Here is a 20920-nt window from a genome sequence, read left to right on the forward strand (position 1 = left end):
TTGTGGCAACCAAAGCGCACCGCGGCAAGCGGGTGGAATTCGCTTTATTAATCGACTTTATCGATTACAGTTTCGCCAAACACGAAGGAATTGCGGCGCATTCATGCAAATTGTCCTGATTGAGACATTCCTCGACCTGATGGAAACGCGAAATTTCAACCGCACCGCGGAACGATTGAACATCACGCAATCCACGGTCACCCACCGCATCAATGCGCTGGAGGCGATATTCGCCCGCAAGCTCTTCGCGCGGAACAAGGGCGGCACGCAGCCAACGGCGGCCGGCCTGCGGTTTCTCGATCACGCCAAAGCGCTCCAGCACCAGTGGCACGAGGCTTCGCGCGCGGTGGAGACGGCCGGCGCCTACGAGCGCTCGATGCGCATCGGCCTGCAGCACGACCTCGCCGCCCACTACGCCGGCGACTGGCTGACGGCGGTCCGCAAGGAACTGCCGGCCACCTCGATCTATCTGGAAGTCGACTATTCCAACCAGATGAACCGCGACCTCGGCGCCGGCGCCCTCGACCTGGCGATCCTCTTCACGCCGCACTACCTGCCCGACCTGCATTATGAGCGCATCGGCGAGGTGCATTACGAGATGGTGAGCAACAAGGTGACCCGGCTCGAAGATGTCCGGCCGGAGGACTATATCCAGGCGGTCTATTCCCCCGCCTTCGACCGGCTGCACCGGCAGGCCTATCCGCATCTGTCTACGGCGCCGATCGCCAGCGGCGAGACAACGGCGATCATCGCGCTCATGACCAAGCTCGGCGGGTCCGCTTTCGTCATCGAACCGGACGCGCGGCGCCTGCTGCGCACCGGCGCCGTCAACCGTGTGGCCGGGGCGGATCCCATCTGGCAGACAGTATACGCCGCCGTCAACGTCCGCACCCGGCATGCCCACCAGCACCGGCGCATCACCAGCTTGATGCAGACACTTCTAAACGGCTGACGCTCCCTTTCGCAGAATACTGGAAAAAACACCTCTCGACACCCGCATTGCCATGGTCCGGCTTCGAGCGCATGATCCGCCATCTGCCGGATGCGCCGCTGTTGCGATGGTGTCCGCCGGTTCGCGAGGCATGTGTCGGATGAACTGCACCGCCTGCGGTTTTGCGGTCGAAAGCGGCTTCGCCTTCTGTCCGAAGTGCGGAACGCCGCAACCGCGGGCTTGCGTCTCCTGCGGATATCCCTGCCCTCCGGAATTCGCCTTCTGTCCGAAATGCGGAGCCGCTCTTTCGGGGCCGAGCGGGTCTTCGCCGCGGCAACCAGCTCCGCCCGATCGAGCCCGCCCGCTCGAGCCGCCGATACCTTCCGTCACTAGTCGACGGGCCGAACCGAGAGCGGAAATGGAGGCCGACCGGCGCATCGTCACCGCGCTCTTCGCCGATCTCTGCGGCTACACGACACTGGGCGAACAGATCGACCCGGAACTGCTGCAGACACTGCAGAACGAGATCTTCGAGGATCTCAGCGCGGCCGTTGCCACGCATGGCGGCTACGTTGACAAGTTTATAGGTGACGCCCTGCTCGCTCTCTTCGGCGCGCCGGTCGCACACGAGAAAGACCCCGAGCGGGCGCTTGGAGCGGCACTCGACATGCAGCAGCGGATGGCGGGGATCGAGGAGCGCTGGCGGACAAGCCTCGGCCAGCCGCTGACGATCCATATCGGGGTGAACACCGGCCCGGTCGTCACCGGCGTCGTCGGCGCCGGCGACAGCAAATCCTATTCGGTCACCGGTGATACCGTGAACACCGCCCAGCGTCTGCAGGCGATGGCGGGACCCGGCGAAATCCTGGTCGGCACCGTCACGCGCCGGCTCACGCAGCACGCCTTCTCCTTTGCCTCCCTCGGCACCCTGCCGTTGCGCGGCAAGGCCGAGGAAACACCGGTGTACCGGCTGGAGGGAACAGTTGCCGCAGCCCCGACGGCGCGCGGCCTCGGCGGCTTCGGGATTCAACTCCCGATGATCGGCCGCGACGGCGAGTTGGCGAGCCTGATGCGATGCCTCGACGCCATTCGCGATGGAGCCACCCAGCTCGTCCGCGTCGTGGGAGACGCCGGCATCGGAAAGACCCGCCTCGTCGGCGCCTTCCTCGACCGGGTTCAGGCCGACCCAGAGCTGGCTGGCATCACCGTCCGCCAGACGGCCTGCTCCTCGTTGGGCGACCCCTCCTACGGTACGCTCGCAGCCATGCTGCGATGCGCCTATCAGATCGACGTCATGGACAACCTGGAGCGCTCCCGTGCCCTGCTGCACACCGGATTGACCGGCCTCGGCCTGCCTGCCGACGCAATTGAGCGGCTTGAACCTTTCTTCCTGTTCGTTCTCGGTTTCGGCGATGCCCACGGCGCGCTGAAACATCTGGAGCCCGATCAGTTGCGCCGGCAGATATTTCACGCGGTTCGCACGCTGTTCGATCGCCGCATGGAGCAGTCGCCGCTGCTCCTTGTCATCGAGGACCTTCACTGGGCCGATCGCGTATCCCTCGAGGCCCTGCGCTTCATCATGGACCGGATCGAGCGCCGCCGGCTGATGCTGCTTGTGACCCATCGACCCGGCTTCGAGACGGAAGCGCTTAGCTCGGCGCGTGCCAGCCAGACCACCCTTCGCCTTGATCTTCTGTCAGACCGGAACGCGGAATCGCTCCTGTCCACCGCATTCGGCCCGGATGTGCTGCCGGCCGGGCTTCGGAGCAGGATCATCGACCGCGCCGAAGGCAATCCGTTTTTCCTGGAGGAGATCCTGCGCACCTTGATCGAGACCGGCGCCATCCGGCGTAGCGAAGATCACTGGGCCACTTCTTCCGGCGCGGAGGAGACGGAAACACCGCTTGGCATCCAGGCGATGATGCTCGCGCGCATCGACCGCCTTTCCCCGGATGCGCGGCGGCTCGCTCAGGCCGCGTCGGTCATTGGCCACCGCTTCGACAGTCCCCTGCTGCGGGCCTTGCCGATCAATGTCGCTAACATCGAAGACAACCTTCAGCGCCTATGCGAAGCGGACATAATCGAGGAACAGGCGGACATCCGTGCGCAGGGGCCGCCGCGATACACCTTCCGCCAAAGGCTGCTGCACGAAGTCGTCTACGACAATCTGTTGCTGCGTCGCCGCACGGAATTGCACGGTGCAGTCGGCTCAGTGCTCGAGCGCCAATATGGCGAAACGCCGGAGCATCTCGAGCAATTGATCGAGCTCGGGCATCATTTCTCCGCCTCGTCGGATAAATCCAAAGGCGCCCGATACCTGACGTCGGCGGGAGACCTGGCCCGCAAGGCGTACGCGAACGAAGACGCCCTGCGCCTTTATGCGCGCGCGCTTTCCGCCGGCGAGGCAGCCGGTGGCGATGCCTGGCGCGTTCCCGGCGAGCGGTATGCGGACCTGTGCAATCTGACAGGGCGCCGAGAGGAAGCGCGAAACCGATACGACGCGCTGCTCAACGCCTGCCGTGAGGGCAATGATATTTCCGGCGCGGCACGCATCCTGCGCAAGCTCGGCAAACTCGCCTTCGATTCCGGCGAGCGCGACAGGGCAACGGCCTGCTTCACGCAAGCTGCCGAATTCCTGGAAGGCATCGACGCACCGATCGAACTCGCCCACCTGATGCAGCGGCAGGGCCATCTGGCATTCCGCACCGGCGATTGGGAAATGGCGGTGCAATGGGCCGAGCGTGCGTTGGAATGCGCAAACCATCTTCCAGCAGGAACCGATGCCGCGGGCAAAGCGGAGATCGCCCTTGCCGTCGCTCGGGCATTCAACACCAAGGGCGTGGCACTGGCACGCATGCATCGGACCGGCGAAGCCGTCCGGATGGTGGAACGCAGCGTGGAGGTCGCACTGGCCGCAAATCACCTCAACACCGCCTGCCGCGGCTACACCAATCTCGGCGTACTCTATACGACGATCAATCCGGGCCTTGCGATCGACGTTTGCAAGCGCGGCTACGAGATGGCGAAGAGGATTGGCGATCTCGGGCATCAGGCCCGCCTGCTGACCAATCTCGCCGTCGCCTACTGCACCTTCACCGACAGATGCATGCAGGAAGGGCTGCCGGCAGTCGAGGAGGCGATCGCAATCGATCGGGCGCTCGGCCAGCGAGACCACTTGCCGGTGCCCTTGCTGGTACTCGGACAGATCCGGCAATGTCACGGTGCATCGAAGGCGGCGCGCGAAAATTATCTCGAAGCGCTTGAACTCGTCCGCGACAGCGCGGAGGCACAACTGCTCTTTCCGTGCTATGATGGCCTTGCGACGCTCTGCCTCGACATGAATGAAATGGACGAAGCAGAGCGGTACTTCGAACTGGCGCAGGGGGTCTGCGCCAAACACGGTCTCGACCCTGAAGCGCTGATAGTCCTGCCTTTTCTCGACTAGCCGGAGGAACTTACCAATGGCAGAGCATGCAATGGAACGGCTGCTGAAACCGGGGGATCGCGCGCCGAACGTTGTTCTCGACGCGATCAACCACGGCGGCAAGGTAGCAATCGACGACTTTCGCGGCCAATCACCCGTCTTGATCGGCCTCTATCGAGGGCTTCAGTGCCCCTTCTGCCGCCGCCATATCGCGGCGTCTGCCCTGCTCTCCTCGGCGCTGCGCGAGAAGGGCATCGACAGTCTCACGGTCGTCAACACGCCGATCGACCGGGCGCGCCTTTATTTTCGCTATCACCCCATGCCCGGTATCATCACCGCCTCGGATCCGGAGAACGTCGCCCACCGGGCCTTCGGCTTGCCCAACCTGCAGTTCACCGAGAATGAGGACGACTGGCCATACAAGGTCTCCATGCCGACCGTGATGGCGATGCGCGTCGATATGCCGGGGGAGCTTCCCGAACCGATGAGTTGCTTTGACGCCGCAGCGTTCCTGAACAACCAGGACGGCTACGAGATGACGCCGGCCGACCAGCAGACGGACGAAAAATATGGCGGCCAACTCGTCGGCGAGTTCCTGCTCGACCGCGACGGCATCGTGCGTTGGTCCTTCACCGAGGTTGAAGGCGGCGGCAGCAACATGTTTGCCATCCCCAAGGCAGACGAAGTGATGTCGGTCGCCTCCCAACTCACCCACTGAGGGTTTCAGTGACAGTACTGCCATGCGCTTCCGGCACGGCAGTGCCAACCCGCTCACCCCCCTGCATAGGGTCACGCACGAAACAGCATCATGGCTCCGCGGGGTGGCCAAGACTAGAGCCATGCCCCGCAACAGGCATACCTCACCGAGAGTTGAACGCGCATGCGGATCGGTCGAAACAGCCGCATGTGCTAGAGTTTTATTGGTACCGATGGCCCGGAAACTGACTGGGTGAGCAGGTAGCTGATGGTGCGTACGGCGCCACGCGAGCCGTCCGATACCGCCGACCACATCCGATCGTCCGCTATTGCATGTTGTAAATGCTCCGCCTGCCCGCCCGAGGCGCGGCGGAGACCGGTTCGGAGACAAGGAGGTGCAGGATGTTAATTGCCGCACTCGCCATGCTTCTCAGTCTGTCAGCCTTCGCTGAAACCAGGGACGTCGCCGCAGCATCCGAGACGGCCGTCGACCTCGAGCTTGTGCTTGCCGTCGATATATCCGGATCGATGGACCTGGAGGAAGCGCAGATCCAGCGCGCCGGCTACGTGTCCGCGCTGACGCATCCTGAGTTTCTCGCCGCAGTTCACGAAGGTTTCAACGGACGCATCGCCATCAGCTATTTCGAGTGGGGCGGGGTCATCGGCCAGAACTCGCAGCTGCCGTGGACGCTGATCGCGACGGCCGATGACGCCGCCCGCTTCGCCGAACTGATCAAGAAACGACCGTTCGCGTCCCTGCGCGGAACCTCGCTCTCCACGGCCATCGCCTACGGTTCGAAATTGTTCGACGCCAACGGCTTTTCCGGCGCGCGGCGGGTCATCGACATTTCCGGCGACGGGCCGAACAATTACGGCGCACCGGTAACGCCAGCCCGCGACGCGGCAACATCCCTCGGCATCGTCGTCAACGGGCTTGCGATCATGGTTCGCCCCTCGGCCGCCTTTGGTCCGCTCGACCGCTACTATGCCGATTGCGTCATCGGCGGCCCCGGGGCTTTCGTCGTCGCGGTGCAGGAGCCGGAAGACTTCGCCATGGCTATTCGTCGCAAGCTGGTCCTCGAGGTCAGCGGCCGCCAGCCCTCGGCCCGCTTCGTTCCGGTTGCGAACGACACCGACTGCATGATCGGCGAAAAGCTGCGCCCCGCCTTCGAGCGGTATCCCGAACTGGACCGGTAGCCCGAACTGCAGGGGCGTGCCGCCAATAAGGTCGAATAGCAAAACATCGGCAAGTGGGCCGCGCCCTTTTCCGACCTATCCGGTGCGGAGGAGATTCGCTCGCGCATGAATGCACGGAACCAACCTATTCCTTCCTCTATGGAAATATGCTTTACTTGAATGAACGTTCAGCAAGATATAGGGGCGGTCATGAACACGGTTGTGCGCGACATCACCATTCCGAATGACTGGGACCGCAGCGGCCTGCCGGGCTGGTGCTACCACAGTGCCGCCCTGCTGGAACTGGAGAAGCAGCATATTTTCCGCGAGCACTGGCAGATCGCCTGCCACGTCTCCGATGTCGCCGAGCCGGGCAACTACATTACCCTCGACATCGTTGGCGAGCGCGCCCTGGTTCTGCGCGGCCAGAGCGGCGAGATCAAAGCGTTCCACAACATCTGCCGCCATCGCGGCTCACGGCTTGTGGCCGACGAGAAGGGCACCTGCCGCAACGCGCTGGTCTGCCCGTTCCATGGCTGGGTCTACAATCTCGACGGCACCCTTCGCGGGGCGGCTCGTCCCCGCTCCTTTCCGCCGATGGACAAGAACGAATTTGCACTGAAGGCCATCGAATGCGAAGTCTGGCAGGGCTTCGTCTTCGTCCGGTTCGCGCCCGGCCCGCAACCCTCGGTCGCCGAGTTGATGAGGCCGTTCGAGGCGGAACTGTCCTGCTATCGGCCCGCCGACATGGTGCCGGCAGGCGGCATCTACACCCAGGAAACGCCGGTCAACTGGAAATCGGTGCGCGACGTCGACAACGAGGGCTACCACGTAGCGATGGCGCACCCCGCCCTTCAGGACCTCTACGGCTCGACCTACTTCGACGAACCCTTCGTCAACGGCGTCAGCCGCTCGTTCGCCACCTACAATCCGCACGCCGGCCGGCGCTGGAGCGTCGGCCACTATATGAAGATCGCCCCGGAGAACGCGCGCCTCCCGCAACAGCTGCGCAAGGCCTGGATCTACTACGGCCTGTTTCCGAATTCCGTGCTCGCCGTGACGCCGGAGGCGGTGCAGTTCTATCAGGAGTTCCCGTTGTCCGTCGGCAGGACGCTGCTGCGCGGCGGCGTCTACCGCTATCGGGACGAGACGCGGGAACAGGCCGCTGCCCGCTATCTCGCCGCCCGCATCGATCGCGACACCCAGGCCGAGGACGTTCAACTGACGATCTGGTCAAACGAGGCGATGACCTCGGCTGCCTTTGCAGGCTTCTATCTGTCCGACCTCGAATACGGCGTACGCACCCACCACGACCATCTGCGCAAGGTGCTCCCGGTCATGACGCTGAAGGAGGCACCGGCTGAGAACGACATGCCGGCGGTGAACGCGGCGATGATGTAGTCTCCGACCTGCAGTTGTCACAACATCAAATTGGAGCAAGCAGCATTAAGCCTGTCCGTCATGCCGGGCTTGACCCGGCATCCAGCGCGCTCAAATTCTTGAGCGCAAAGAACTTTTTCCGCGCCGCAGACGCGGCGCCGCTGGACCCCGGATCAAGTCCGGGGTGACGGAAGGTCGTTTACGGCTATCGTTGTCTGTTAGCGGCCTCGGCCCGCTTTCGCGGGCCGAATGTGCCAAGGCCTGGAACGAGAAGCCCTGACGTTCACGCAATTTTCGTCGTCATCCGCGCCACAATCCCTCGCGCACCAGATCGTCCATCGTCAACTCGATGCCGCGGCGCAGGATCGTCGCCATGTCGTCGATCTGGCTCTTGGTGATCGTCAGCGGCGGGGACATGACGCACATATTGATGAGCGGTCGCACCAGAAGGCCGAGTTCCTGGCAATGATTGTCGATGCGCTTGCCGACCTCCAGGTCCAGTGTCAGCGGATTGTTGCTGGCGCGATCGGCGACGCATTCGACGCACGCCATCAGCCCGAGCCCGCGCACCTCACCGACCAGCGGCAGGTCTTCCAGCGCCTTGAGGCTCGCCTGGAAGTGACCGGACACGGCGCGCGCGTGGTCGAGTAGCCCGCCCTCGAGAATATCCAGATTCTTCAGCGCGACCGCGCAACCGACGGGATGGCTGGAATAGGTCAGGCCATGCGCGAACATCGCGTCGGAATGGTTGGATTGGCGCAGTTCCTCGAACAGCCGCCCTGCGATCATCACGCCGCCGAGCGGGAAGTAGCCCGAGGTCACCCCCTTGGCGAAGGTGATCATGTCCGGATCGAGCCCGAAGACATCCTTCGACGCGAAGACATGGCCAAGCCGGCCGAAGGCGGTCACCACCTCGTCGGCGATGAAGAGGATATCGTTGTCCCGGCAAAGTTCGCGCACGCGGACGAGATAGCCCGCCGGCGGGACGATCACACCGCCCGATGCCATGATCGGCTCGGCGATAAACGCCCCAATGCGCTCGGCGCCGACCCTTTCGATCACATCGCGGAACTCGGCCACGAGAATGTCGCAGAACTGCGCCTCGCTCGCACCCTCGGGCCGGCGGAAGGGATTGGGGCAGGCCAACTTGATCACCAGTCCCTCGGCACTGTCCATCCAGTCGTGGTCGCGCGGACGGCCATTCAGCGAGGCAGAGAGATAGGTGGACCCGTGGTAGCCGCCCTGGCGTGACACGATCAGCTTCTTGTCCGGCCGCCCCTTCACGTTGTTGGCAAACTGCATGAAGCGCAGCGCCGTTTCCACCGCCGACGAGCCGCCCGTCGTGTAGAAGACGTGGTCAACGCCGTCGGGTGCATGATCGGCCAGCCGTTTCGACAGCACCGCCGATGCCGCGTTCGTCGTGTACCACGGCGAATTATAGGACAGTTCCATGGCCTGCGCGGCCATGACATCGGCAAGCTCCTTGCGCCGGTGGCCGGCATTGACGCACCACATGCCGGCGGGACCATCGATCAGTCTGCGGCCGGCCGCGTCGGTGACATAGATCCCCTCGCCCGCCTGCAGTCGCCCGCGCGCCTCGGCGCCGATGGAGCCGGAGACAGGCCACGGCTGCACCAGATGGCGCTCGGCAAGCAAGGTCAGTTCGTCCGGCCCATCGCAAATCGCATCATCATTGCCGCCGTCTGCCCTCGGTATTGCAGCCATGCTCACCCCCATTTAAATTACAACAAAGCACACAAGGTGATGACAATAAAGAATTTTCTTCCATCATATTGAATGTTTGTTCAATCAATATGGCAGAAATAGCGCTTGATTTCAATGGCGATTTGCGCTCATCTTTGAGCTGGGAACAGCAAACAGCCGGAAAGGCGGGCGCGATGAACTCGGCAATCCACGCAAGCGGGCCCTGTCCCGACCGGCGAAAGCAACGATGAGCGCGGCGGCGATCGTCACGACGGCGGAAACGCCGTCCCCTTCCGCTGGCAGCCGGTGGCTGCGAAGCGAGGAGGCCAGGGGCCTCGCGATGATCTCACCGACCTTGCTGTATGCGCTCGCGCTGTTGCTCGTGCCGGTGCTGCTCGTCATCGCCTACAGCTTCTGGACACAGAACTATCTGGAAATCGACCGGACCTTCACCTTCGAGAACTATCGCCTCGCGCTGACCGAACCGATCTATCGCGACCTGTTCGTCCGCTCGCTGTGGATCTCGCTGCTGACTAGCGCCATCACCGTCGGTTTCTCCTACCCCATTGCCTGGTACATCTCGTTCCATGGTGGGGTGCACAAGAACCTCTGGCTGTTCCTTGTGACGATCCCCTGCTGGACGAGCTACCTTCTGCGCGTCATGTCATGGAAGGTGATCCTCGGCTACGGCGGCGTGCTGAACACCGGGCTCATGTCGGCGGGCATCATCGACCAGCCGATCACGTCGCTGCTCTACAACGCCAACGCCGTCGTCATCACGCTGGTCCATAGCTGGGCGGCCTTTGCGATCCTGCCGATCTACGTCTCGCTGCAGAAGATCGACCGGTCGCTGATCGAGGCGGCGCGGGACCTCGGCGACACGCCACTGCGCGCCTTCATGCGCGTGACCCTGCCGCTGTCGATGCCGGGCGTCATCTCCGCCTTCCTGATCGTGATGATCCCGACGGTCGGCGACTACGTCACGCCAAAGCTCGTCGGCGGCAAGGATGGCGTGATGATCGCCACCGCCATCCAGGCGCAGTTCGGCAAGGGCGCAAACTGGCCCCTGGGCGCCGCGCTTTCGGTGACGACCATGGTTCTCGTCTCGCTCGCCGCAGCCGTCATCGTGCTGTCGCTGCGCTATGGTGTGCGGAGGCTCCGCTGATGTTGCAACGGATGCGCCTCCTGCCCTTCCTGCCGATCTATGTGGCGGTCTACTTCGTCTTCCTGTACCTGCCGATCCTGCTTCTGCCGGTCTTCTCGTTCAACAACGCCGCAACCACGACCTTCCCGCTCGCAGGCTTCACGACCAAGTGGTACGCCTCGCTCTGGGGCAACACCGTCCTGCTGGAGGCGGCCCGCAACAGCCTCATGGTCGGCATCTGCGTTTCCCTGCTCAGCACGACGCTTGGCATCTGCGCTGCACGCGCCATCACGCGCTATCGTTTCCGCGGCCAGCACCCGGCCACCGGCCTGATCATGGCGCCGCTGTTTCTGCCCGAGATCATCGTGGCCGTGTCGCTCCTGATGATCACGCTGCAGCTCGGCCTTGAACTATCGCTCCTGACCGTGATCCTTGGCCAGGTGGTCTTCTGCATCCCCTATTCGATGTCCGTGCTCGTATCCGGTTTCGAGGGGTTCGATCGCAGCCTCGAGGAAGCCTCCTACGATCTCGGCGAAACCGCGTTTGGCACCTTTCGCCGTGTGACCTTGCCGGTCGTCGCACCGGCTATCGTTTCCAGCCTGCTTGTCACGTTCACCATCTCGCTCGACGAGTTCATCCTTGCCTTCTTCCTTTCCGGCACCGAGCCAACGCTGCCCGTCTACATCTGGGGCCAGCTTCGCTTCGCCGCCAAACTGCCGGCCGTGCTCGCGCTCGGCAGCCTCATGATCGTCGCTTCCGTGCTGCTTTTGACCACCGCCGAAGTCTTGCGCCGGCGGGCGGAGCGACGCACGCAGGCTGCACTTGGACATTGACAGGAGCCACCATGCCGGACCGTCCGATGCTCTCCATCGAAAACGTCTCCAAGTACTACGGAATCTACAAGGCGCTGGACGACGTCTCGCTGCAGATTGGCGAAGGCGAGTTCTTTTCACTGCTTGGTCCCTCGGGCTGCGGAAAGACCACGCTGTTGCGCTCGATTGCCGGTTTCGATGTGCCCACCAATGGCGAAATTCGCATCGACGGCGTGCCTTGCACGCTGTTGCCGGCCAACAGGCGCCCGACGAACATGGTCTTCCAGAACTACGCCATCTTCCCCCATCTCGATGTGGGCGAGAACGTCGCGTATGGCCTGAAGCGTCTGCGACTCGGCGCGGCCGAAGAGCGCAAGCGTGTTTCCGACGCCCTCGACCAGGTTCGACTGACCGGGCTCGACAAGCGCAAGGCGAACGAACTTTCCGGCGGCCAGCGCCAGCGGGTGGCACTGGCACGCGCACTCGTGATGCGCCCGAAGGTGCTCTTGCTGGACGAACCGCTTTCCGCACTCGACAAGAAGCTGCGCGAACAGATGCAGGTGGAACTGCGCAGCCTGCAGAAGGCTGTCGGCATCACCTTCATTCTCGTCACGCACGACCAGTATGAGGCGCTTGCCCTGTCCGATCGCATCGCCGTCATGTTTGGCGGTAGAATTGCGCAGATCGACACACCGAAGGAGATCTATCAGCACCCCCGGACACGCAAGGTCGCCGACTTCCTCGGCGGCATGAACTTCCTGCAGGCGAAGCTGCTCGGCGACCATTCGGGGAACGTCTCGGTCGAAACATCCAGGTTCGGTACAATCAACCTCAGCAAGCCGCAGGGTTTCACCGCGGCCAACGGCCATGTCACCGTCGGCATCCGTCCGGAGCGGCTTCGCTTACTCTGGGATGAGGAACGCGCGCCTCATGAGTTGACGGGAAGGGTGGAAAACCGCGCCTACTTCGGCGAGGTGACCTATCTCACCATCGGTGTCGAAGGACTGGAACAGCCGCTATCCATGGTCGAGACGAACGACTACGGCGCCGACGACCTGCCGATCGGTGCCGAGATCCGGCTGGCCTATGATCCGGATGCGTTCGTGCTTTTGGTGGAGGACGAAGCGGTGTCGCGGGTGGGATAACCCGGGAATCCGAGCGGGTTAGGCCTCGGCGCAAGAGCGCAATTGGCAACTGCCGCCGAAGCTGGCTTCGTGACGGAAACCGCTCCCGCTTGATACTTTCCGGTTGTTGGCGATTGGCCCCCGGGCCGGCAAAGCGACCAGGGGGCTCCAACTATGCTCTTCGCTAAGCATCCCTCGATGGTTTGCGGGGACCGAATACCGGACCCCGCCAGCTTGACGCCGAAGCCGGCCGCCGCTGCGATACCGGCATCAATAGCCCGATTTGATCTTCTCGAACTCGGCGATCATCTTCTGCCGCAACTCGGTCGGCATCGGCGACTGGAACAATGTGTTGGCCACAAACTTGTCGATGTCGCCATAGCCCTTCTGCTGCAGCATCGCCGGATCGACCGCAGCCATGCCCTTTGCATTGGAATGGCCGTAGCCCCAGGCTTCCACCATGTACTTCGAGACCGCAGGATCGGTCACGGCGTTGAGGTAGTCGTACACCTTGTCTTCGCTGCCCTCCCCGCCCTTCAGGTGTACGAAACCGCAAACCCAGGTCGAAAGGCCCTCCTTCGTGTCCTTCTTGATCGCGACGGGCACGTTGTCGGTCTGAAGCTGGGTCGAGGTGTCGTTCCAGGCCCAGGCCAGATCGACTTCGCCGCTTGCCATGGCCTGGCTGAGTTCGGTGTTGTCGGTCCAGTACAGGCGGACGTTCTTGTGCACCTGCCGCAGGAAGTCGGATGCCTCCTTGAACTGCTCGTCGGTCATCTTCGTCCAGTCCTTCACCCCGATGGCGAGGCTGGCGAGTGCATAGGCGTCATCCACGTTGTCGCCGATCGAGACACGATCCTTGAACTTCGGATCGGCGAAGACCTTGAGGGACTCGATCTCCTCCGGCTTGACGGCATCGGAGCGGTAGGTCAGGACCGTGTTGCCCCAGTCGAACGGCAGCATCCATGCGGTGCCGTCGGCCGACGTCATGAGGTCCTTCATCGCCTTGAAGCCGGGCAGCACGTCGTTCCAATACTTCAGCTTCGACGTATCCAGCGGCTCCAGCAGGCCTGCTTCACGCCATTTCACCACACTCTGCGAACAGGGATGGCTGATGTCCGCCTTGAAGCCGGAGCGCAACTTCTGGAACGCTTCCTCCTCGTCGCCGAAGAAGGCGAAGTCGGGCTCGCCACCGTATTTCTCCGTATAGGCGGGATGGATCGCCGGATCCTCGTAGCCCGACCACTCGAAGACGGTAAGTCCATCGCCGGCAACGGCCGGCATGGCAGTGGAGAGCGCAAGGGCTGTGACGAAGGCGGTTGTGACCAGTTGCCTGGTTCTGTTCGAAATGCTCATGCTGCTCCCCTTCTTGGTTGGCTATTTTGGTCCGTTTCGCGCGATGTGCATCGGAAAGAGCGCGACGATCGCTTCGATTGCTGCCGCGAGCGCGTTCTCACGCGTGGTTCCATCGCCCATCATCAGGCGAAGCCACAGCCCTTCGAGCGTGGCACAAACGGCAAGCGCCATCGCTTCCGGCGCATAGCTGTACCCGCCCTCTTCCTTGAGAGCTGTGCACAGCGAGATGACGGTTTCCTGGTACTTGACGTCACGCGCGCCGCAGAGCGCCTGGTAGGTCGGCCGCGACTTCGCCTCGCCCCAGAAGGCACACCAGGCCGCGAGCTTGCGCTTGGTGCAGATCTTGCGGTCGAAGTCGGCCGCAACAAGCGCCCAGAGCCGGTTCGCGGCACGATCGCCCGCCTTTTCCAGCGCCGAATTCCAATGGTTGGCATACTCGTCAGCCATGTATTGCAGCGTCGCGATGAGCAGGTTTTCCTTGCTCTCGAAATGGAAGTTGACGATGCCGCGCGAAAGTCCCGCCCCATCCGCCACATCGGCAAGTGTCGTCTCGGCATAACCACGCTTGGCCAGCGAATCGATCGTCGCTTCGATCAACTGCAGCCGCCTCGTTTCTTTGGAGGCCTTGCGTCCCTTTTTCTCGACTTCAGTCACTACCTTCTGCGCTGCGCCAGCCCGCATCTTCACCGCCGTTTTCGTTTTGGGGTCTCGCAGCGCCTCGTTCACGGATGGCCTCCGGCCGGCTTGCTGCCACGAAGATGAGTGGGGCAATGCTCGCCGGTGTCAAGCACCTTCTGCGTGGCAGTCCAGGTGCGAATGTTCTTGGCGACATACTCCTCGCCCACTGCCGCCGTCGCCTCGGCATGCAGCGAGCCCCGCAGACGCTCCAGCTCGCTGCGTGCGGTCTCGCGGTACCAGGCGTTGCGGCTCTCCGCCGACAAGTCGGTGAAACCCGCGGCGGTCATCGCCGCCATGTAGCGTTGCGGCGAGGCCATGCCAAAGCTCAAACCTTCAGCGGCAATATAATCCTGCATGTCCTGCGACGGCTCACTGTCATGCGAGATCAGCCAGTCGGACGCAGCAAGCCGGCCGCCGGGCTTCAGGACACGGAAAAGCTCGCCAAACAGCCATTCCTTGTCCGGCACGTGCACCATTGCATCCTTGGAAAAGACGATGTCGAACTCGGCGTCATCGAAGGGCAAACGCCCGGACGAACCCGCGACGAAGCGCACGCGCGATGACAACCCCTCCTGAACTGCGGCCGACCGGGCATGATCGATCACCGGCTGTTCGACATCGTAGCCGACCACCTCGGCCGGGTCGTAGGTCTTGGCGATATGCAGCGAAACGCCGCCGGCGCCACAGCCGAAATCGAGGATCGTCTTGCCGGCAAGATCGAGCCCTGCCAGGACGCGATCCACCTCGGCCGGCCCGCCGGGCGACAAGAACCCCTCCCCCCAGAGAACCTCGAGGAAGCGAATCGCCGCTTCGTCATATTCCGGTTCGTGCTCTAATCCTGACCCTGCCGCCGTCATGAGGCCTCCCGCCAGACTGCTTGCATGTTCATCGTCACCGCAGCAAAATTCTAGCGGATAATCAGGCGATTGCAACATGCTTGCTGAATGCTCATTCAAAATATCTGGACAAGGTTTGGCGATTGGTGCAGCCTTCCTCGCAGCGAGGGAGAACGTAGAATGCAAACATACGACGCCCTGATCGTTGGCGGCGGCCACAACGGGCTGGTGACGGCATGCTACCTGCAGCGGGCCGGACTGAACGTCGCAGTGCTGGAAAAGAACGGCTGGGTCGGGGGTGCTGCGACCAGCCGCGAGCTCGCGCCCGGCTTCGTCTACTCCAACTGCTCCTATGTCTGCTCGCTGTTTCGTCCGGAGATCATGCGCGATCTCGAACTGCCGAAGCACGGCCTGCAGGTCGTCGCCTATGAGGGCGGCGCGGTCTTCACCCGCGACGGTGATTATCTGGCTTCCTATCGCGACCACGACAGCCATCGCCGTGAATTCGCCCGCTATTCGAAACGCGACGCCGAAGCCTATGACCGCTATGCCCGCGACGTCACCCGGCAATGCCGCTTCATCCAGCCGCTCCTGATGCGCACCGCGCCCGATCCGTTCGGGTTCCGGCCGCGCGACCTGTCGGAACTGCTCTATCTGGCGAAGAAGTTCGGCGAGTTCAGCCCGAGCGAGATGGCCGAGACGCTGCGCTTCTGGACCATGTCGATCTCCGACTTTCTCGATGAATATTTTGAGACCGACGTGATCAAGGCCTATCTGGCGATCTCCGGCATCATCGGCACGGCGCTGGGGCCGATGTCGCCAGGCACGGCCTATGTCCTTCTGCATCACTACATGGGGGAGGTCGACGGCTCCGTCGGTGCCTGGGGCTATGCGCGCGGCGGCATGGGGGCCGTGACACAGGCCCTGTCGCGCTCCTTTGAGGCAGCCGGCGGCACGATCCGCACCGATGCCGAGGTGGACAAGATTTTCACGCGCGGCGGGCGCACCAGCGGCGTGGTGCTCGCCAGCGGTGAAGAGGTGCGCGCCAAGCTCGTGGTGTCGAATGCCGACGTGAAGCGCACCTTCCTCACGCTTGTTGACGAAGCAACCCTTCCGCAGGACTTCGTCCACCGCGTCAAGCACTTCAAGATGCGTGGCTCCTCCGGCAAGGTGAACATCGCGCTCGACAGCCTGCCGGAGTTCCCGGCACTGCCGCACGAATCCTCCTGCATTCGCGGCGACCTGCACTTCACCGATACGATCGAACGGATGGAGCGCGCCTATGACGACTGGAAGGCCGGCCGCTGGTCGGCCGATCCGATGCTCGACACGATGATCCCGACAACACTCGATCCGACCATGACATCGCCGGGCAAGCACTTCATGAGTTGCTTCGTGCAGTACTGCCCGCCCAAGGTCGAAGGCCGCGACTGGACGGATGCCGACCGGGACGCTTTCGCCGAAACCGTCGTCAGCCAGATCGCCGACTACTCGCCCGGCTTCCGCGACCGGATCGTCCACATGGAGGTGCGGACGCCACGCGAACTCGAAAACGAGGTCGGCCTGACCGAAGGCAACATCTTCCAGGGCGAACTGACATTCGACCAGTTGCTCTTCAACCGACCGGTCCCGGGCTACGCCCAGTACCGCAGCCCGATCGCCGGCCTCTACATGTGCGGCTCCTCCACCCATCCGGGCGGCGGTGTGATGGGGGCACCCGGACGCAATGCCGCGATGGAAATCCTTCGCGATCTCAAGCGCAGCCCCGAGCAGATGAGCAAGGCCCATGACGTCATTTGATGTGCCCGCCAGGGTCACTACGAACGCCTACGACGCCATTGTCATCGGCGCCGGCCACAACGGCCTCGCCGCCGCCGCCAAGCTCGGCAAGAGCGGCCGGAAGATCCTTGTCCTCGAGGCCGCGAGTGCTCCGGGTGGCGCCGCCCGCGGCCGCGAATTCGCCCCCGGCTTCCGCTCCGCCGGCCTCGCCCACCTCGTCAACCGGCTCGACCCGGAGGTCGCCCGCGACCTCGGGCTGACGCTTGCGCCGAAATCCGGCGCGGCCATGCCGACCGTCGTGCTCGATGGAGCGAATGAGCCCGCGGTGCTGCGCGGCGCCTATGGCGAGACGATCGACGGCGTTTCCGTCTCCGAGGCCGAAGCCTTCGGGAAGCTGCGGGAAAAACTCGTCTATCAAGCCGGCATCCTGAAACGCTTCCTGCGCCGCCCGCCGCCTCAGCTCGGCGCAATCGGCATCGGCGACATCTCGACGCTCGCCGCGGCCGGCTTCGGTCTGATCCGCAAGGGCCGTGCCGAGGGTCGTGACTTCCTGCGCATGCTGCTGATGAACGTCGCCGACGTCGCCGACGAGTACCTGGAGGACGACCGCCTGAAAGGGCTACTCGCCTTTGACGCCACGCTTGGCATCCATCTCGGACCGCGTTCACCGACGTCGCTGCTCGGGCTCTACTATCGCCTGACGGGCGAAGTGTACGGGAAAGCGGGCGGCCAGTTCATTCCCGAAGGCGGCATGGCGGCGGTGGCGCCTGCCTTCCTGAAAGCCGCTGAAAAGACCGGCGTCACCATCCGCTGCGGCGCCCGCGTCGGCCGCATCCTCGCCGATCGCGGCAGGGCAAGCGGCGTCGTGCTGGCGGACGGCGCGGAGTTCGCCGCGCCAGTGATCGTGTCCGCCGTACATCCGCGAACGACCTTCCTGCATCTGCTCGATCCGGCCGAGAGCGATACCGGCTTCCTCCGCTCCATCAGCCATATCCGCACGGCCGGCAACGTTGCCAAACTCGACCTCGCGCTTGAGCGCATGCCGAACATTTCCGGCCTCACGGGTCGCGACCACAACGGCCGGATCGTCATCGCCCGCTCGATGGAGCACGTGGAGACGGCCTTCAATCCGGCAAAATACGGCGAGTTCTCCCCCGACCCGGTCATGGAGATCGTGCTGCCGAGCCTGGCCGACCGAACGCTCGCGCCAGACGGCGCCTGCACGCTTTCAGCGTTGATCCAGTATGCTCCGTACAAGCTGAAGATGGGCTGGGCAGCAGGCAAGCCCGCTTTCCTCCGAATCGTTCTCGACATCCTGGAACGCCATGCACCCGGCATCGGCAAGACGATCATTGCGGCGGATCTGAGCGCACCCACCGATATCGAAACGGAATACGACCTGCCCGGCGGGCATTGGCACCATGGGGAGCTTCAGGCCGACCAACTGCTGATCAACCGGCCGACCCGTGCGGCTTCCGGTTATGCGACGCCGATCGACGGCCTGTATCTTGCCAGTGCCGGAGCGCACCCCGGCGGTGGCATCTCCGGGCTCGCCGGCTGGAACGCCGCACGGCACATTCTGTCGGGAGCCAAACGATGAACGCGCTGACCCAGCCCCAGAACACTACCGAATCCCGCCGTGCCGCACGCAACCACATCCTGATGCCGCGCCTGGAAACACCGTTCCATCCCCGCCTCACAGCCCTCGACGAAGTGAACGACTGGTACAACTGGGCCGGCTACAAGGCGCCGCATTCGCTCTTTGACGAGGAACTGGAGTATTTCGCCATCCGCTCGACGGCGGCGCTCTTCGACATCTCGCCGATGGTGAAATATCGCATCGCCGGCCCGGACGCCGAACGCTACGTCAACCGCCTGACTCTGCGTGACGTGCGAAAGCTCGGCATCAACCGCGTCCACTACACCGCCTGGTGCGACGATCACGGCCACGTGCTCGACGACGGCACGCTGTTTCGGCTCGGCGAGCAGGATTTCCGCCTCTGTTGCCAGGAGCGCCACCTGCCCTGGCTGCTCGACAGCGCCATCGGCTTTTCCGTCGAGATTCGAGAGGAGACCGAAGAGATCGCCGGCGTAGCGTTGCAGGGACCGACGAGCCATGCCGTGCTGAAGGAGGCCGGCTTTGCCGGCGCGGAGCTCCTCAGGCCGTTTGAGATCGGCACCTTCGCGCATGACGGCGGGACGGTCACCATCTCGCGGACCGGCTTCAGCGGCGATCTCGGCTATGAATTGTTCGTGCCGCGCGCGGCGGCGCTCTCGCTTTGGGATCGGCTCTGGAGGGCCGGCGCCGAGCACGGCATCCGCGCAATCGGCTACTCTGCGCTGAATCGCACCCGCATCGAGGCCGGCTTCATCGTCGCCAATGCCGATTTCGTCACCGCCGAGGGCGCCCTTCGCTCAGACCGCGTCCGTCTGCCCGACGAGATCGGTCTCGACTGGCTGGTCGATCCGGACAAGCCGCATTTCAACGGCAGAAAGGCCATCCTCGAGGCGCGGCAGAACCAAACTCTCAAGCACATCCTGGTAGGCCTTGAAATCGAAGGGAATATCCCTGCCGAGCACGCGATCGTCTACCATCGCCGCAAGCACGAGGCCGGCCTTATCACCGCCGCGATCTGGTCGCCGACGGCGAAACGCAACATCGCCATAGCCAGCCTGGACCGTCCCTACGGCACGAAGTTCGTCAGCGATCTTTGGGTGGAAATCTATGCCATGCGGGAGCTGCGCTACCAGAAGATGATGAAACGCGCGACAATCGTCCCGCGCCCATTCGTGAAGCTGGCGCGCCGCACCGCCACGCCGCCAGGATTGCGGTGATCCGGGAATGGCTGCGCGTCGCCTGAGAATGCCTGGGTGAAGCCTCATGGACAAAGACAGCCGCCACAACTGGACCCTGCTCCGCACCCCGACCGGCATCGATTGGTCGGGCCGTACCCGCTATGCGGCAGCCATGTACTTTTTCCAGAAGGGCGAGATGAGTGCGGAGGTGCTGGAGGTCTACCGCATCTGCTCCCGGCTTGATTCAGAGGATCCGATTTCGGTGCTAAAGCGTTGGAAAATAGGTGAAGATTGGATCGGCCGGCTGGAGGCTGGACCGGACTACAGCATGTCTCGCGAAAGTGGGAACCGGTTTCGGGACAAAGACATGCGAAAGAACAAGGAGCTAAAGCGTGATAAGCGAATCTGAAAGATCGCGACGCGCTTTAGCGGCAGCAACGGCCGTTCCTGTCGCCGTACCTCAGGAGATGTTCTTTTCCGGCCTGAGGCTCGCGATCATGCGCCGCACTCCCTCTCGCCCTTCCCTGGCGAGATCGAACCGGCGACCATAAAGCAGCCATTCGCTGCAGAGCCCCTTCATCATCCACCGGAGCGCCGACGAGGCAGACTTCGGCGTCCAGCAGGCACCGAGCTGCCCTTTCGCGGCCGCGCGCGTCAGCGCGCTTTCGAGCTTGCACATATGGTCGTCGTCGACATGCTGCTGTTTTTCCAGGACCGGCGCGAACTCGCCGGAATAGTCGCAGCGCAACAGGATGGTCAGGATGCGCTGGCGCTGCTCGTCGGTGGAGAGCGCGTCGAGCCAGCCAGCTGCCGCCCGCTCCACGACGGCGAGCACATCCGCATCCTCGGATTCGAGCTCGCGCGCGACCATGTCTTCCTGCGGCAGCGGCACGGACTTGTAGAGTTCCATGAAGAGAGCGGTCTTGTTGGCAAAGTGCCAGTAGATGGCACCGCGGGTGACGCCGGCAGCCTTCGCCACGTCTTCCATCGTCGCGGTGGACACACCCTTCCTGAAGAAGACCCGCTCGGCCGCGCATAGGATCTGCTGGCGCGTCGCTTCCGCTTCGGCTTTGGTCCGTCGCAATTA

17 protein-coding genes are annotated in these 20920 nt (G+C 63.4%); 12 read left to right on the forward strand and 5 right to left on the reverse strand.

Features of this window, described 5'->3' with window-relative positions; genetic code table 11:
- Positions 1–103 precede the first annotated feature (103 nt).
- The 5 genes from J2Y48_RS09995 (at position 104) to J2Y48_RS10015 (ending at position 7628) form a co-directional block, all read left to right on the forward strand.
- Entirely contained in the window at positions 104–952 is an 849-nt protein-coding gene (locus J2Y48_RS09995) for a LysR family transcriptional regulator (protein WP_310416547.1), read from the forward strand.
- A gap of 139 nt (positions 953–1091) precedes the next feature.
- On the forward strand, positions 1092–4376 hold the full coding sequence (locus tag J2Y48_RS10000) for an adenylate/guanylate cyclase domain-containing protein (protein WP_310416549.1): 3285 nt from the start codon (positions 1092–1094) through the stop codon (positions 4374–4376).
- 16 nt (positions 4377–4392) lie between these two features.
- Entirely contained in the window at positions 4393–5073 is a 681-nt protein-coding gene (locus J2Y48_RS10005; protein WP_310416552.1) for a redoxin family protein, read from the forward strand.
- Positions 5074–5453: 380 nt separating this feature from the next.
- Positions 5454–6248 (forward strand): DUF1194 domain-containing protein, encoded by a 795-nt coding sequence (locus J2Y48_RS10010; RefSeq protein ID WP_310416555.1) that lies wholly within the window; start codon positions 5454–5456, stop codon positions 6246–6248.
- A 189-nt stretch (positions 6249–6437) separates the two neighbouring features.
- Positions 6438–7628, forward strand: a complete 1191-nt coding sequence (locus J2Y48_RS10015) for an aromatic ring-hydroxylating dioxygenase subunit alpha (RefSeq protein ID WP_310416558.1) — start codon at positions 6438–6440, stop codon at positions 7626–7628.
- Positions 7629–7907: 279 nt separating this feature from the next.
- Here J2Y48_RS10015 and J2Y48_RS10020 read toward each other — a convergent pair whose 3' ends face one another.
- The gene (locus tag J2Y48_RS10020; protein WP_310416560.1) at positions 7908–9332 is read right to left on the reverse strand and encodes an aminotransferase; all 1425 of its coding nucleotides are present in this window, start codon (positions 9330–9332) and stop codon (positions 7908–7910) included.
- 226 nt (positions 9333–9558) lie between these two features.
- On the opposite strand from J2Y48_RS10020, the gene J2Y48_RS10025 reads away from it, so the two are divergent.
- The 3 genes from J2Y48_RS10025 to J2Y48_RS10035 are packed head-to-tail and all read left to right on the forward strand — an operon-like array spanning position 9559 to position 12412.
- Positions 9559–10476 (forward strand): ABC transporter permease, encoded by a 918-nt coding sequence (locus J2Y48_RS10025; protein ID WP_310416563.1) that lies wholly within the window; start codon positions 9559–9561, stop codon positions 10474–10476.
- Positions 10476–11288: an ABC transporter permease gene (locus tag J2Y48_RS10030; RefSeq protein WP_310416566.1), complete on the forward strand. Its 813-nt coding sequence runs from the start codon at positions 10476–10478 to the stop codon at positions 11286–11288. The genes J2Y48_RS10025 and J2Y48_RS10030 overlap by 1 nt, the downstream gene beginning before the upstream one ends.
- A gap of 26 nt (positions 11289–11314) precedes the next feature.
- A complete protein-coding gene (locus J2Y48_RS10035) occupies positions 11315–12412 on the forward strand; it encodes an ABC transporter ATP-binding protein (RefSeq protein WP_310416823.1) in 1098 nt (365 codons plus the stop codon).
- A gap of 249 nt (positions 12413–12661) precedes the next feature.
- Here the strand turns inward: J2Y48_RS10035 and J2Y48_RS10040 are convergent, their stop codons facing one another.
- From J2Y48_RS10040 to J2Y48_RS10050, 3 genes are read right to left on the reverse strand one after another with little or no spacing between them, the layout of a single operon-like run.
- Entirely contained in the window at positions 12662–13738 is a 1077-nt protein-coding gene (locus J2Y48_RS10040) for an ABC transporter substrate-binding protein (RefSeq protein ID WP_310416826.1), read from the reverse strand.
- 27 nt (positions 13739–13765) lie between these two features.
- Positions 13766–14425 carry a TetR/AcrR family transcriptional regulator gene (locus tag J2Y48_RS10045; protein ID WP_310416828.1) on the reverse strand — a complete coding sequence of 220 codons (660 nt, stop codon included), beginning with the start codon at positions 14423–14425 and terminating at the stop codon, positions 13766–13768.
- Positions 14426–14466: 41 nt separating this feature from the next.
- Positions 14467–15279, reverse strand: a complete 813-nt coding sequence (locus J2Y48_RS10050; protein ID WP_310416569.1) for a methyltransferase domain-containing protein — start codon at positions 15277–15279, stop codon at positions 14467–14469.
- A gap of 159 nt (positions 15280–15438) precedes the next feature.
- Here J2Y48_RS10050 and J2Y48_RS10055 point away from each other — a divergent pair, with 159 nt between their 5' ends.
- The 4 genes from J2Y48_RS10055 to J2Y48_RS10070 all read left to right on the forward strand — a co-directional run bounded on the left by J2Y48_RS10055 (position 15439) and on the right by J2Y48_RS10070 (position 20242).
- The gene (locus tag J2Y48_RS10055; RefSeq protein ID WP_310416572.1) at positions 15439–17058 is read left to right on the forward strand and encodes an NAD(P)/FAD-dependent oxidoreductase; all 1620 of its coding nucleotides are present in this window, start codon (positions 15439–15441) and stop codon (positions 17056–17058) included.
- The gene (locus J2Y48_RS10060) at positions 17045–18637 is read left to right on the forward strand and encodes an NAD(P)/FAD-dependent oxidoreductase (RefSeq protein WP_310416574.1); all 1593 of its coding nucleotides are present in this window, start codon (positions 17045–17047) and stop codon (positions 18635–18637) included. The genes J2Y48_RS10055 and J2Y48_RS10060 overlap by 14 nt, the downstream gene beginning before the upstream one ends.
- Positions 18638–18699: 62 nt before the next feature.
- Positions 18700–19872: an aminomethyltransferase family protein gene (locus J2Y48_RS10065; RefSeq protein WP_405030198.1), complete on the forward strand. Its 1173-nt coding sequence runs from the start codon at positions 18700–18702 to the stop codon at positions 19870–19872.
- Positions 19873–19918: 46 nt separating this feature from the next.
- Positions 19919–20242, forward strand: a complete 324-nt coding sequence (locus tag J2Y48_RS10070; RefSeq protein ID WP_310416580.1) for a hypothetical protein — start codon at positions 19919–19921, stop codon at positions 20240–20242.
- 51 nt (positions 20243–20293) lie between these two features.
- On the opposite strand, the gene J2Y48_RS10075 is transcribed toward J2Y48_RS10070, so the two are convergent.
- Entirely contained in the window at positions 20294–20917 is a 624-nt protein-coding gene (locus tag J2Y48_RS10075) for a TetR family transcriptional regulator (protein ID WP_310416583.1), read from the reverse strand.
- Positions 20918–20920: the final 3 nt, after the last annotated feature.

The sequence above is a fragment of the Mycoplana sp. BE70 genome (assembly GCF_031455855.1).
Classification (GTDB): domain Bacteria; phylum Pseudomonadota; class Alphaproteobacteria; order Rhizobiales; family Rhizobiaceae; genus Mycoplana.

Coding starts and splice junctions, on each gene's coding strand:
- J2Y48_RS10030 (WP_310416566.1), top strand. CDS start 10,476: ATGTTGCAACGGATGCGCCTCCTGCCCTTCCTGCCGATCTATGTGGCG.
- J2Y48_RS10060 (WP_310416574.1), top strand. CDS start 17,045: ATGACGTCATTTGATGTGCCCGCCAGGGTCACTACGAACGCCTACGAC.
- J2Y48_RS10035 (WP_310416823.1), top strand. CDS start 11,315: ATGCTCTCCATCGAAAACGTCTCCAAGTACTACGGAATCTACAAGGCG.
- J2Y48_RS10020 (WP_310416560.1), bottom strand. CDS start 9,332: ATGGCTGCAATACCGAGGGCAGACGGCGGCAATGATGATGCGATTTGC.
- J2Y48_RS10005 (WP_310416552.1), top strand. CDS start 4,393: ATGGCAGAGCATGCAATGGAACGGCTGCTGAAACCGGGGGATCGCGCG.
- J2Y48_RS10015 (WP_310416558.1), top strand. CDS start 6,438: ATGAACACGGTTGTGCGCGACATCACCATTCCGAATGACTGGGACCGC.
- J2Y48_RS10055 (WP_310416572.1), top strand. CDS start 15,439: ATGCAAACATACGACGCCCTGATCGTTGGCGGCGGCCACAACGGGCTG.
- J2Y48_RS09995 (WP_310416547.1), top strand. CDS start 104: ATGCAAATTGTCCTGATTGAGACATTCCTCGACCTGATGGAAACGCGA.
- J2Y48_RS10000 (WP_310416549.1), top strand. CDS start 1,092: ATGAACTGCACCGCCTGCGGTTTTGCGGTCGAAAGCGGCTTCGCCTTC.
- J2Y48_RS10010 (WP_310416555.1), top strand. CDS start 5,454: ATGTTAATTGCCGCACTCGCCATGCTTCTCAGTCTGTCAGCCTTCGCT.
- J2Y48_RS10070 (WP_310416580.1), top strand. CDS start 19,919: ATGGACAAAGACAGCCGCCACAACTGGACCCTGCTCCGCACCCCGACC.
- J2Y48_RS10050 (WP_310416569.1), bottom strand. CDS start 15,279: ATGACGGCGGCAGGGTCAGGATTAGAGCACGAACCGGAATATGACGAA.
- J2Y48_RS10045 (WP_310416828.1), bottom strand. CDS start 14,425: ATGCGGGCTGGCGCAGCGCAGAAGGTAGTGACTGAAGTCGAGAAAAAG.
- J2Y48_RS10025 (WP_310416563.1), top strand. CDS start 9,559: ATGAGCGCGGCGGCGATCGTCACGACGGCGGAAACGCCGTCCCCTTCC.
- J2Y48_RS10065 (WP_405030198.1), top strand. CDS start 18,700: ATGCCGCGCCTGGAAACACCGTTCCATCCCCGCCTCACAGCCCTCGAC.